Consider the following 13,441-nt stretch of genomic DNA (forward strand, 5'->3'; position numbering starts at 1 on the left):
TTAGAAACCGGGTTTCTTAGTGGAGAAACCGGGTTTCTCAGTCTATGATGGCAAATGTTAGAAACCGGGTTTCTGCTTACTTTTGGCTTCTTCGCCTAGATGTTTGCTGGAGAAACCCGGTTTCTCAGGTTTTGTTGAGTGCCTGTGCGGAGTAAATACACAGGTGCTATCGGATTTTAGAGGAAGAAATCAGCCTGTGTGATCGTCACCAGAGAAGTTCCTGAACCGTTGATCACAGCCACTTTTTCCAGGTAGTCCGCTATTCCATCTCCGGGATCACCTTCATTCCAAACACTGATCGTCACCCGACGGGTACCGTTACCCGTAATAATCAATTCGCTAAAGCCAGTGTTAAACTCATACTCGATCAAGTCGATACCATCTTGGAAATCGGTAATAATATCGCCAACGGGTTCGGCAGGAACGGGTTCGGGCGGGAACGACGGTTCAACTGGCTCCAGTACAAAGCCCGAGGCTTCCAACACAAATAGGTCAGAGTCGGCACCGCCTGTTAGGGTATCAGCCCTCGTTTCAAATTCTCCGGTTTCCCCACCAAATAGAATATCAAAACCCGCGCCACCCAAAATGCGATCGGCACCGAAGCCACCATCGAGAAAGTCATTTCCTCCGCCACCGTTGAGGACATCGTTGCCAGACAAGGTATCAGCGAGTCCAAAATCCCCATAGATGGTGTCCGCGCCAGCCCCACCAAGAAGGCTGTCAGCACCTCCAGCACCATCGAGAGTGTCATTGCCGCCTAACCCCTGGATAGTGTCCTTGCCAGCACTACCCACAAGTGAGTTAGGGCCAGATGTTCCCCTCAGTGAACCGCCCGGTGATGCGGTGCTGCTAAGACCAACCGTGTCAACTAAAATCGCCCCACTCAAATTCGCCCCAGTTACATTCGCTCCGGTAAAGTTGGCTTTGGTGAGGTTGGCGTTGCTTAAATTCGCTCCGAGAGTATTTGCATCAGCACCATCGCTGAAGTTAGCATTGGTCAGGTTGGCAACTTCCAGGTTGGCTCCCGTCAGGTTAGCATCTTGGAAATTAGTTCCGATCGCAACTACTTCTTTGAGGTTGGCACCAATCAGGCTGACCCCAGTCAAGTTGGCACCAGATAAGTCTGTTTTCTCGATGAAGGCGTTATCTAAGATGGCTCCATCAAATTTCGCTCCGGTTAAAATCGCGCCACTGAGATTCGCTCCATCCAGTTGGGCGCCTCTCAAGTCAGCCCCCGTGAGGTTCGCCCCCTTTAACTCAGCCCCGCTCAGGTCGGCTCCGGTGAAGATGGCGTTGGTCAGATCTGCCTCTTCTAGAAAAATCCCTTCTGCAACCACACCTGTAAAGTTAGCGTTGCGAAGAGTAGAATCGGCTAAACTAATCTCAGTCAATACAGTTGGAGTAACGGCTCCTGTATTGGGGTTGACATAGGAACTAAAGTTCGCGCCACTGAGATCGACATCTTCTGCACTGAGTTTGGTTAAATTCGCACCTCGGAAGCTGGAATTGTTTGCAGTTGCTCCTGCCGGAAGCAGAACGTCAGTGAGCTGCACATTCGAGAGGTTCGCCAAATCAAAGATTGCACTACCCAGAGTGAGATCGGTTAAGCTCATATCTGACAAGTCAACGCCTGTAAAATTGGTGTTAACGAGGGTAGCTCCTTCAAAGTTCGCCTCTTGGACATTGCTACCTTGAAAATTGGCACCGGTCAAGTTCCCATCACCGAGACCGGCTTTGAACAGGTTAGCATTTTGTAATTGGGCATTGGAGAGGTTAATCCCACTGCTGCTAATTTCTGATAAATTGACCTGTCGCAGATTAGCACCACTGAGGTTGGCGTTCTGTAAATTTGCTTTGTAAAAGGTTGTTGTTGGGAAGGTTGCGTTGGGTCTAAAGTTGGCTCCACTCGCATTAACATTCAACCAACTTGATTCTTCAAAGTTTGTTCCTCTAAGTAAGGTATTGACAAAGGAAACATTAGTTAGGCTTGTTTTAAAAAAGTTAGAACCACTCAGATCCTGATTATTAAAATTATTTCCGTTAAGAGCTTGCCCACTATAATTTTTAACGACCATGATAAAAAATCCTTAAAGTAACAACGCTTGTAATATGAAGTGGCATCTTCTTTAAATTGCAGTCAGCAAAACTCCTATGAGATGCACTTGCACTACCGAGTCAGGAGACACCGAGACACCGAGACACCGAGACTGAATTGAAACCTTAGTCAGAAAAGGATTTGACAGAAAAACACTGTCCTAATCAAAGGCTTTGACTGCTATACAAAGTTGAAAATCGTATCAACCAAAATCGCCCCGGTCAAGTCAGCGCCCGTTAAGTTGGCTCCGCTCAAGTCGGCTTTGGTTAAGTTCGCATCAACCAGAAAAGCATCCTGGAAGTTCGTAGAAATTAAGCTAGCAACTTCTAGGCTGGCACTCGTTAAATCTGCACCCGTAAAGTTGGTTAAGTTGTCGCCGACGGTTTCTTTGAAATTGGCACTGACTAAAGTCGCATTGGTAAAATCAGCTCCGGCGATGATGGTTTTCTCTGCAAAAACACCATCAAGAATTGCTCCATCGAATTCAGCACCGCTCAGGTTGGCATTAGACAGGTCAGCACCCGTGAGGTCAACACCGCTCAAATCTGCACCAGTGAGGTTTGCTCCTGAGAGGCTTGCACCACTGAGATCTGCTCCGGTTAAATCAACCCCACTGAGATCAACGCCGTTTAAGTTCGCGCCATCAAGTTCAACGCCTCCAGTGAAGTCTGCGCCTATTAAAATTGCACTGCTGAAGTTGGCATTACTCAGATCGGCTCCGGTGAAGATAGCATTTCTCAGGTCGGCACCTTCAAGAAAAATCCCTTCTGCAACAACACCTGCAAAATTAGCGTTGCTTAAACTCGAATCCGCGAGGCTGACACCGCTCATTTGAGTCGGGGTAACGGCTCCGGTGGTGGGGTTAACGAAAGCACTGAAGTTGGCGCCGTTGAGGTTAACGTCTTCGGCGCTGAAGTTGTTTAAATTGGCGCCTTGGAAACGGGTATTGGTTTGAGTCATGTCTTCGGGAGCAGCGGTATCCGTAAGCTGTACTCCACTGAGGTTCGCTAGATTAAAGTTGGCATTGCTGATTGTGACATCGGTGAAGTTGCTTTCTGTAAAATCAACCCCAGTTAGATTTGTATTAATTAGCAGAACACCTTCTAAAGAAGTGCCTTGCAGGTTAGCATTTGTAAAGTTTGCATCTGTTAAATCAGCAGCTTTTAAATTCGCTTCATTGAGATCAGCTCCGGTTAAGTTAGCCCCTCTTAAATTTGGTCGGTTAGACTGTTCTCCACTGATATTAGCTTTGAATAAGTTAGCATCCTGTAATTGGGCATTAGAAAGGTTAATACGACTTGTATTAATTTCTGATAAATCTACCTCTCGCAGGTTAGCATCACTGAGGTTAACGTCCTGTAATGTTGCTTTGAAAAAGCTGGTTGTCGGGAAGTTAGCGCTGGGTTGGAAGTTGGCTCCACTTGCATTAACATTCAACCAAGTGGTTTCTTTAAAGTTCGTTCCTGTGAGTTGGGTTCCGACAAAGGAAACATCTGTTAGGCTGGCTTTAGAGAAGGTAGAGCCATTTAGATTCTGACCATCAAAGTTAAAGTTAACTAGATCCTGTCCGCTATAATCGAAAACTGCCATGATTAGAAAATTCTCACAGTAATAAGGAACAATCCAAATACAAAAATTGAAGGGATGATTTCAAAGGTGTCAGGCTTTAGGTATCGCTCAGACCCAACTCGGATAACTTCTTAGATCAAACAGGACGCACGCGATCGCCAAATGGAGATGAGAGGAACGCCCGATAGCGTTGATGCAACCTCGCCTCAGAGAGATGAATCAGCCTGTGTACCTGGAGTTAATACACAGGCTAAATGGGATTTTAGACAAAGAAGTCACTCTCTGTGAGCGTGATCTCAGAGCCACCTGAACCGTTCAAAACTGCGACTTTTTCAAGGTAGTCGGGTATTCCTTCTGCGGGAACACCTTCATTGAGAACGCTGATTGTCACCCGACTGGTACCGTTGCCCGTGAAAATCAATTCCTCAAAGCCACTGACAAACTCATACTCAATCAAGTCGGTACCATCTTGGAAATCCCTGATGATGTCGCCACTGGGTTCGGGAGGAACGGGTAGTGGGGGGAATTGAGGTTCAATCGGCTCGAGTAAAAAGCCCGTGCTTGTCAACTGGAAGAGGTCAGCCTGAGCACCGCCTGTTAGGGTGTCAGCAGCCGTTTGGTTTGGCCCATCTTCTCCACCAAACAGAATGTCGAAGCCCGCGCCACCGAGAACGAGATCAGCGCCGAAGCCGCCATTGAGAACGTCATTTCCAGCACCACCATTCAGGGTATCGTTGCCCGATAAGGTTTCAGCGAGTCCAAAATCTCCATAGATGGTGTCATCTCCAGCTCCACCAAGAAGGCTGTCAGAACCTCTTGCACCATCGAGAGTGTCATTGCCGCCTAACCCCTGAATGGTATCATTGCCGACGCTTCCTTCAATCAGGTCGGGCAGAGATGTTCCCACCAGTTCACTACCGGGCAATGTGCTGGTGTCAATAATGGTGCCAGTTAAGATAGCACCACTCAAATTCACCCCAGTTAAAGTCGCTCCGGTGAAGTCGGCATTGCTGAGGTCAGCATTCACGAGCAGAGCATTGCTGAAGTCACCGTTCACTGCAATAGCTTCAATCAGTGAGGCATTGCTTAAATCTGCTCCAACCGTGTCGGTATCAGGGCCGTCACTGAAGTTCGCACCTGTGAGGTTAGCAGATCCGAGGCTGGCAGTATTGAGATCAGCATCTTCAAAATTGCTACCGATGAAGCTGCTTACCCCAAAGTTGGCGCCACTGAGGTTCGCACCTGTAAAGTTGGTCTGGCTGTTTCCAATTGCTTCGGTCAAGTCAGCCCCACTGAAATTGGCTCCGGTTAGGTTAGCCCCCGATAGGTTCGCACCTTTGAGGAACGCTCCACTGAAATCAACCCCGCTCAGGTTCGCTCCAGTAAAATCAACCCCTTCAAGATTGATTCCCGGCGCTGAAACCCCTGTGAAGATGCTACCACTGAGGTCAGCCCCAATTAACTCAGCATCGGTAAAGATGGTCTGTGTACCATTTGGAGCTGCTGTGAAGTTTGCAGCACTGAGATCGGCACCTGCGGCTTTAAGACCTGTTAAATCGGCACCTCGGAACCTTACCCCATTGGAGACAATCTCAGAGAACTCCACACCGCTCAGGTTTGCCAAATTAAAGTTGGTGTTGTTGAGAGTAGTTCCCCCAAATTTGGCTCCTGACAAGTTAGCTCGCTGAAAGTTAGTCGCCGTTAGAGTGCCACCCAGGATTTCGGCGGTTGAGAAATTTACATTTGAAAAGTTAGCATTACTGAGGTTGGAATTTTCTAACTTGGCTATAGAAAAATTCGTTGTTGGAAAAGCTGCGCTTGGTGAAAAGTTGGCGCGTCTTGCATCAACACCTGACCAAGAGGATTCTTCAAAGTTTGTTCCTCTGAGCAATGTGTCAACAAATGAAACATTGGTTAAGCTGGCTTTAAAAAAGTTAGAACCATTGAGATTCTGACCATTAAAACTATTTCCGTCAAGAACTTGTTCGCTAAAGTTTTGAGCAACCATGATATAAATTTCTCCTAGAGTAATACACCCAGTAATTAACTGAAATTTTGAAAAATTTAAGCCTGTTAGAGCGGGTCAAATGTGCAATTTTATCGAAGATAATATCCCCAAATCCGATTCAATATACTCTCTTGATAATAAGACAGTCTATTTTTAGATTAGAGCTTTGATTTTTGTTGAACTTCAAGGCTTTAATCTATTCGTATTTGGTACAATTTCAATATAATTTACCGATCGCTGAATCGGCATGAAATAAAACTAAGAATATTCTAAGAATTTTCTCATCATTTTCGCAGTCGATAGCCCACACTTCTAACGGTCTCAATTAAATTTTTGTTGAGCTTTTTGCGGAGATATCCTATGTATACATCGACAATATTAGAGCTTGCATCATAATCGTAGCCCCAAACGTAGTTGAGAATTTGGTCTCGACTCAAAACTTGGTCTGGATGGCGCATCAGGGTATCTAAAAGAATAAATTCATGGTTAGATAACTCAACGCTACGATCGCCCACCATAACAGTACGCGAACGAATATCAAGGGTAATATTTCCCACTTTTAGAAACCTTTCAGCCTTCGGTTCAGGTTTACTCGGCTGTCGCAATTGCAAGCGTATCCGAGCCAGCAATTCTTCAAAGCTAAAAGGCTTAGTTACATAGTCATTGGCTCCCCCTTCTAACCCACTGACTTTATCGCTGACGTCATCCCGAGCCGTCAAAATAATAATGGGGATTTCTTCTCCCTGACCGCGTAATTCTTCGAGAACTTCTGTTCCTTCTATACCCGGCAGACCCAGATCGAGAATTAAGAGGTTATATTGTTCGTGGCGAACTTGATTTAGAGCTTCGTAGCCATCCTCTGCGATTGTAGTTGTAAAGCCATTCTCCCGCAGTTTTTTCTCCAGAAACGCAGCGATGCGGGCTTCATCTTCGGCAATGAGAATTCGTTTCATTTTATCCTCTCCTCTCCAAAAATTATAGGGGAATCACAATCGTAAAAGTAGAGCCAATACCCACTTGACTTTTTAATTCGACCCAACCTTGATGAGCAGAAGCAATTGCTTTAACAATCGCCAATCCTAAACCCAAACCTTCAGAGCGATGACCATTGACATCTCGCTCAAAACGCTCGAATATCTTTTTCTGGTGAGCAGTATCAATTCCTTCTCCGGTATCTCGCACCCACAAAGAGAATTTGCCTTTGCTTATAGTCGCTCCCACCGCAATCAAATCATCCTCGCTTGTGTACTTGGTGGCATTGTGAGCTAGATTGAGAAAGGCTTGAGTGAGGCGCTGTGGGTCAGCAATGATGCGACCTGTACCTTTAACTTCCAGACACCAATTTCTCTTGGCTAGAGTCGTCGCCTTGTTGTACAGTTGCTCAGTCAAAGAACCGATTTCGACTATTTCGCGATTTAAAAAATCAGGTCGCTCCGCTTTAGCTAACAGCAAAAGATCATTGACTAAGCGATTCATGCGATTCAACTCGTCTTTGAGCAATGTTACGATTTTCTTCTGCTCCTGAGAGTCGGGTTGGAGTTGTTCTAAATAGCAATCAATTATTGTAATCGGGGTTCGCAGTTCGTGGCTGGCATCCTTAATTAAGGCTTGCTGGCTCGTAAAAGCCGCCTCAAGGCGATCCATCATTGTATTGAAGGTCATGGCTACTTCTGCCATTTCCCCAGTGCCTTTTATTGAGATTCTTTGGCTCAGGTCTGATTCACTAATTGCCAGCGCTGTCGTTGAGAGCGATCGCAATGGAGCCAATATTTTCCCCGATGCTATCCATGCCAGAATTAAAGCAAAGAAAAGAACAATAAACAAAACTTTAATAACAGTGGTTTCCGATTCTACTATTTCTTCCCGTTCGCCAGCCGTCGTATGCAGCACTACAAATAAACCTCGTATTTGCCCTTCAGCAATAACGGGTCTAGTTAGATACATAATATCCCCAATATCGGGATCGGAAGTTTTATATCTGTTCCGTTCACTTTTGTCGAGTTGCAGGAAGTAATTCATCAGTTCTGAACTCTCCCATACCGTGTTGGGCAAGGCTCTGGGACTGGAACTTAAAAAATCACCATCAAGTATAGTGATCAAAAATGTATCGTCTTCAGGAAGTCTAACGGATAAGTAATATTTTAAAAATTTGGGAAGGTTTTCCTGGGTTAGACCCTCTTCTGTTTTCTTTTGCTCCTCTATTAATGTATCAAAAGCTTTCAATTCTTCTCCTAACTCTTCCTCGACTCTAGCATTGACTTGCCGCAGAATAAGTATAGAAAAAAATGGAACTGATAGGCCGATAAAGACAACCATCACAACCAAATACCAGAGAAAAATGTAAGTTCGGGTTTCCCAGAATATTCTCCGAACTTGAAAAAAATGGTTTGCTTTTACTCCTTTAGTTGTTAACCTTTTCATTGTTAAGCTTTTCATTGTCTCAGGCCCGATCTTACAATTTGACTTGGACTTGGGATAAGAGGCATTATAAACCGGATGTCAACTTAGATACTAGCATCAAGTTAAATTGATTGGATATACCTCAATCGTATTTTTACTTAGCCTTTACAGAAGCTTTACACTTTTACCCCGAGCAGCCGCTTTAGCTTTACATTAGGGGGGTTTTTGTAAAGGATGAAGTCGGGTGTCGGCTGTGGAGTATCACTCAGACACAAGTTCCAGAAGCTGTCAAACTGGACGCAGGCGATCGCTTAGGTAGCGAATTCTAGGGAGGCGATCCGGATCATGTGACCTGCTATCGAAAACTGATATAACACGGTATAAACCGTATTAATGTTTCGTTCGGTGCCTCACCCCGGACTGTCGGCAGTACCCGGTCAGACAGGCTTAAACCGAATAGCCTTCGGCAAAACGTTCTAAATTTAGGCTCTCGTTCAAAACAAGAATCAGCCTGTGTACTTGCCGTTAATACAGAGGCTCAATGGGATTTTAGACAAAGCTCGTTGTCGGGAAGGCTGCACTCGGTCTGAAGTCGGCTCGGTGAGCATCAACATTCAACCATTTTGTTTCTTCAAAGTTCGTTCCTCTGAGTAATGTGTCAACAAAGGAAACATTTGTTAAGCTCGCTTTAAAAAATGTAGCACCATTGAGATTCTGACCATTAAATCTATTTCCGACTATATCCTGTTCGCTATAATTTCTAACTACCATAATCAAAACTCCTTAAGATAACAACCCAGAACAAAAATTAACTAGAATCTTCTTTTATAGAAGTCAGCAAAGCCAGCATGAGATGCTGTTGCACTCACGTTTTATCATTTCATTAAAAACCTATCTGCTTTCCAAAACGTTACACAGGTAAACTAGCTGTGTTATCGTAAAAGCGACACAGATAAATTATCTCTTAGAGTAAATTTTTAAATTTCAGCGATACAACTTGAAAGTGAACTACTTTGTTGTATCTCTATCAAAGGGGGATTTTTAATCGGATGCAAGATCATACTAGCACCAGCTTAAGTTGAAATGCAATACCTCAACCGTATTTTTACGGAGCCTTTACAAAAGCTTTACATTAGGGGGGTTTTTATAAAGGATGAACTGGGGAGTGGGTCTCGGGAGTTCTTTGAGAAAGGGAGTTTTTCGAGTTCAGCGTCTGACTTCAGCGCACTAAAACCCCCATAATATTATGTCCGGATAATTAGTGATCAAAAACTTTCTCATAATCCGACTCTTTCTTCTTCTTTATTTCCTCCTGTCTCCTGACTCCTGACTCCTATCTCCTATCTCCTGTCTCCTGACTCCTGACTCCTGACTCCTATCTCCTATCTCCTATCTCCTATCTCCTATCTCCTATCTCCTATCTCCTATCTCCTATCTCCTGACTCCTGACTCCTGACTCCTGACTCCTATCTCCTGACTCCTGACTCCTGACTCCTGACTCCTATCTCCTATCTCCTATCTCCTATCTCCTGACTCCTGACTCCTGACTCCTGACTCCTGTCTCCTGACTACAGTAAACATTAAAAACCCGATAACTTTTGAGAAACCGGGTTTTTGCGGTGTACAGTTATAGCAATGAGCAGGTTAATGTTTACAACTTCTTTGTGTCTTTGTGTCTTGGTGGTAAATTCAAGGCTTGACCCTTGTAAACAAGCCAGCGCGACCTGCTATATTTACCGATCGCCTATTTTCTAAGGCGAGAGTCTCCAGACCTTGACCGTATCGTCAAAACTCCCACTAACTAACGTATTGTCTCGGGGTGAAAATTCCACATCAACCCAAGACTTATGACCCTTGAGGGTTCCCATCAGTCCGCCCGTTTGAATTTGCCACAATTTAACCGTTCCTGCAAAATCTCCACTCGCCAAGGTTTGACCATCCCGACTAAAAGACAGAGACTGCACTTTGTCCCCATGACCGATTAAAGTTCGATCCGGTAAACTGCTAAAATATTCAGACTGTAAGCGATTTAAGTCCCAAAGTTTAATACTACGATCCCAACTGCCTGTAGCTAAAGTACGACCATCAGGAGCGATCGCCACTGACCAAATGGCTTGAGAATGACCTTTAATTGTGCGAAGCAACTGACCTGTGCGCCAGTTCCAAATTTCGATAGAACCGTCACTACCGCCACTGACTAAAGTCTGATGATCAGGACTAAAGGCAATAGACTGGACATCTTCAGCATAACCGCGCAACTGAGAAATTTCTTGACTGGTTTGCACATCCCATAAACGGAGGGTTTGATCGCGGCTGACACTGGCAATGGTTTGTCCATCAGGACTAAAAGCCACGCCATACACCCAAGCTTGATGACCGTAGAGCATTTTCACCAGTTTACCGCTCCACAAATCCCAAACTTTAACGGTATTATCCCCGCTTCCACTGACCAGTAAACGACCATTGGGACTGATGGCTAAAGCGCCTACAGGCCCAGAATGACCCGAAAGGGTTTGCAAGACATCTCCAGTGTCTATATCGAGAATTTGAATAGTGCCATCCGTATTTCCACTAGCGACAAGTTGACCATCGGGGCTGACTGCGATCGCCCAAACCGGACTAAAACTTCGCATCAAGGTTCGGACGGCTGGAGAGGTTTTCAGTTGGGGGGGAATGCGTTTAATCTCAGGGGGGGTTAACTGGGTATCGGGTAGACGATAAACGGGTTGAGGAGACTGGGAAGACATCCGCGAGACATTGGAGGGGATCGAACTCAAAATCAGTGAAGCGATCGCCACCACAGCCCCTCCCCAGGCGGTGAGCATTAATTTCTGTTGAGTCGATAGACTATTGAGGGCGAGAACTGGCCCTGGTCTCAAGTCTCGCATCACTTCTGTCGCCGACTGATAGCGTTGAGTTGGATAACGCTGAACTAACTTATCGAGAACCCGACCTAAACGACGACTGACGGGATATTTGAGGTAATCTCGCCACACCCAAGTATTGGACTTGACATCGTATAAATCAAAAGGTGAAACTTGAGTCATTAAATGTAGGCAAGTCACGCCTAAGCTGTAGAGATCGCTACTCGGACTCACCTGGCTGTGCAGTTGTTCAGGAGCAGAATATTCGGCTGAACCTTTATTATTGTCTTCTAAAATCAAAGATTCTTCAGGATAAATCACACTACCGATATCAACCAGTATGATCTGAGGTTCATCGCCTGGGGAGGAGTCGGACAAGTAAGACTCAGATCGACGAATCAGATTTTCCGGTTTGAGATCGCCATGAACGAGGTTATTTTCGTGAATAAACTCTAGAGTGGGTAAGACTTCATTGAGCAACTGCCAAATCTGAACTTCTCGAAACACCCCATCATCGGCGAGTAGTGATGCCAGATTGCGTCCGGGAATATATTCATGTACAAAATATTGATAATGATCTTGTTGAAAGGCTGCCGACAACTCAGGAAGGGCTAAATGTTTTCCCAGTCGTTCTAACTCGTTGGCTGGAACCGAGTGATCGGAGCGAACCAGTCTGAGGTTGACTGTCTGATCGTTTGGGTTAGAATCAGGGTGATCCGAGTGTAGGAATTGCTTAATGACACAACGGGACTTGGACGGTTGATCTTCATCGACTGCCAAGAACGTTCTACTGGTAACACTTTGACCCAAGACTTTAATGATGCGGTAGCGGTCTTTGAGCTTTAAACTGAACCCACAACTCTGGCATAAGCTATGGTGAGCAGGATTTTGGGGATGTTTGCAGTTGGGATTAATGCAGTAACTCATAACTGGCAAGTCGTTAAGTCTGTCTACTCTATCTTGACATCCCCACACTATTCTTAGCAGTCTAGATGTGGAGATTAACCATCGGCAGAATCCGTTTGATGTTTTGCTACCCCTTTAATCAATTTTTAAATTGGAAGATTGAGTTGATGATACGGGTTCAGCCCTTGAATTTGAAAAGTTCAAAGCTTTGACCTGTATGGATTTTCCCTGACAAGTCGAAATTCCCGAGTTAAGTTATCAACGATTATATCACGCTCGTTCTGAGCAAGTTGTCACGGCTTCCCTGCTAGAAGTCTGGGGCTTGATAATTCCCAGCTCAGAATTGGCAATCGCAGATTAAAATATGACAGTAACTTTACAATTCGTAACTCAACAACTGCTCCGATGGCTTTAATCCGCATACCTCAATCTTGGCAACTCCCTGAAAAGTTAGTCACTCCTGAATCGACTTTTCTCAACCGTCGTCGTTTTCTCAAAAATCTGATCGGGGCGAGTGTCGGTGCTACTATTCTACCCTTAGCAGGTTGCGATCGCACGCCAGCTATTTCAACTCAACCCGGACTTGATCAACTCACCCCCTATTCTAATTTATTCCGAAATCCTAATTTTGCTGATGTTGGGCGAGAGATTACGAGTTCAGAATTTGCCACTCAATATAATAATTATTATGAGTTTGGCGGTTCTAAATCGATTTGGAAAGCCGCTCAAGCTTTACCGACTGAAAATTGGCAAGTAGAAGTCTCTGGACTGGTGAAAAATCCTCAAATTTATGACCTTGATGACTTAGAAAAAAAGTTTCCCCTCGAAGAACGAATTTATCGTTTTCGGTGTGTCGAAGCTTGGGCGATGGTGGTGCCTTGGGTGGGTTTTCCCATGCGGTTACTTCTAGAAGCTGTTGAACCGACTTCTCAAGCAAAATTTGTGCGGTTTACGTCATTTTATGATCCGAAAATTACCACTGGCCCCGGTTTTTGGGCGGTGAATTATCCCTGGCCCTATACGGAAGGATTAAGAATTGAAGAAATGGCGAATGAACTGGCATTTTTTGCGACGGGAATTTATGGGAAAACTTTACCCAAACAAAACGGCGCACCTTTACGGATGGTGATTCCTTGGAAGTATGGATTTAAAGGGGCAAAATCGATTGTTAAAATAGAATTTGTTGACCAACAACCTGCTACTTTTTGGAATACGCTGGCTGCTAATGAATATGGTTTTGAAGCCAATGTAAACCCCAATGTTCCTCATCCGAGATGGTCACAAGCGACTGAACGGTTTGTGAGTGATAGTCCTGATTTTTCCTGGGAAACAAGACCGACACTGCTCTATAATGGTTATGAAGAATATGTGGGCAATCTTTATGCCTAGATATCAGAGAAAGTGGCAAATATTTCAAAATCATTTATGGTTTGGATGGAATTAATTTTTCAGTCTTCACAGTCAGCAAAGGTAGGTCACGAACCCGCCGTTAACCGCGAAAGCGGTATAACGGGGGCTTGAAAAAGTCCAAACGTGACCAGACTAAGTTCTTAGAGAACTCCGTTATCTGGGTCAAGACACCTAAGAATGCGTGCCAGT

At 44.9% G+C, this 13,441-nt stretch carries 8 protein-coding genes; 1 reads left to right on the plus strand and 7 read right to left on the minus strand.

What is annotated here, in order from left to right; translation table 11 throughout:
* Positions 1-176 precede the first annotated feature (176 nt).
* The 7 genes from VB836_RS08460 to VB836_RS08490 all read right to left on the minus strand — a co-directional run bounded on the left by VB836_RS08460 (position 177) and on the right by VB836_RS08490 (position 11,863).
* On the minus strand, positions 177-2,075 hold the full coding sequence (locus VB836_RS08460) for a pentapeptide repeat-containing protein (protein ID WP_323218926.1): 1,899 nt from the start codon (positions 2,073-2,075) through the stop codon (positions 177-179).
* A gap of 200 nt (positions 2,076-2,275) precedes the next feature.
* The gene (locus VB836_RS08465; protein WP_323218927.1) at positions 2,276-3,685 is read right to left on the minus strand and encodes a pentapeptide repeat-containing protein; all 1,410 of its coding nucleotides are present in this window, start codon (positions 3,683-3,685) and stop codon (positions 2,276-2,278) included.
* Positions 3,686-3,926: 241 nt separating this feature from the next.
* Complete coding sequence (locus tag VB836_RS08470; protein ID WP_323218928.1) at positions 3,927-5,672, minus strand: pentapeptide repeat-containing protein; 1,746 nt, start codon at positions 5,670-5,672, stop codon at positions 3,927-3,929.
* Positions 5,673-5,956: 284 nt separating this feature from the next.
* On the minus strand, positions 5,957-6,625 hold the full coding sequence (locus VB836_RS08475) for a response regulator transcription factor (protein WP_323218929.1): 669 nt from the start codon (positions 6,623-6,625) through the stop codon (positions 5,957-5,959).
* Positions 6,626-6,647: 22 nt separating this feature from the next.
* The gene (locus VB836_RS08480; RefSeq protein ID WP_323218930.1) at positions 6,648-8,093 is read right to left on the minus strand and encodes a sensor histidine kinase; all 1,446 of its coding nucleotides are present in this window, start codon (positions 8,091-8,093) and stop codon (positions 6,648-6,650) included.
* Positions 8,094-8,621: 528 nt separating this feature from the next.
* Positions 8,622-8,843 carry a pentapeptide repeat-containing protein gene (locus tag VB836_RS08485; RefSeq protein ID WP_323218931.1) on the minus strand — a complete coding sequence of 74 codons (222 nt, stop codon included), beginning with the start codon at positions 8,841-8,843 and terminating at the stop codon, positions 8,622-8,624.
* A 980-nt stretch (positions 8,844-9,823) separates the two neighbouring features.
* Positions 9,824-11,863, minus strand: a complete 2,040-nt coding sequence (locus VB836_RS08490) for a serine/threonine-protein kinase (RefSeq protein WP_323218932.1) — start codon at positions 11,861-11,863, stop codon at positions 9,824-9,826.
* 384 nt (positions 11,864-12,247) lie between these two features.
* On the opposite strand from VB836_RS08490, the gene msrP reads away from it, so the two are divergent.
* Complete coding sequence (gene msrP, locus VB836_RS08495; RefSeq protein WP_046276957.1) at positions 12,248-13,231, plus strand: protein-methionine-sulfoxide reductase catalytic subunit MsrP; 984 nt, start codon at positions 12,248-12,250, stop codon at positions 13,229-13,231.
* The last annotated feature ends 210 nt before the right edge of the window (positions 13,232-13,441 follow it).

Source organism: Limnoraphis robusta BA-68 BA1, assembly GCF_034932365.1.
GTDB classification, from domain to species: Bacteria; Cyanobacteriota; Cyanobacteriia; order Cyanobacteriales; family Microcoleaceae; genus Capilliphycus; species Capilliphycus robustus.

Coding starts and splice junctions, on each gene's coding strand:
- VB836_RS08460 (WP_323218926.1), bottom strand. CDS start 2,075: ATGGTCGTTAAAAATTATAGTGGGCAAGCTCTTAACGGAAATAATTTT.
- VB836_RS08465 (WP_323218927.1), bottom strand. CDS start 3,685: ATGGCAGTTTTCGATTATAGCGGACAGGATCTAGTTAACTTTAACTTT.
- VB836_RS08470 (WP_323218928.1), bottom strand. CDS start 5,672: ATGGTTGCTCAAAACTTTAGCGAACAAGTTCTTGACGGAAATAGTTTT.
- VB836_RS08475 (WP_323218929.1), bottom strand. CDS start 6,625: ATGAAACGAATTCTCATTGCCGAAGATGAAGCCCGCATCGCTGCGTTT.
- VB836_RS08480 (WP_323218930.1), bottom strand. CDS start 8,093: ATGAAAAGGTTAACAACTAAAGGAGTAAAAGCAAACCATTTTTTTCAA.
- VB836_RS08485 (WP_323218931.1), bottom strand. CDS start 8,843: ATGGTAGTTAGAAATTATAGCGAACAGGATATAGTCGGAAATAGATTT.
- VB836_RS08490 (WP_323218932.1), bottom strand. CDS start 11,863: ATGAGTTACTGCATTAATCCCAACTGCAAACATCCCCAAAATCCTGCT.
- msrP (WP_046276957.1), top strand. CDS start 12,248: ATGGCTTTAATCCGCATACCTCAATCTTGGCAACTCCCTGAAAAGTTA.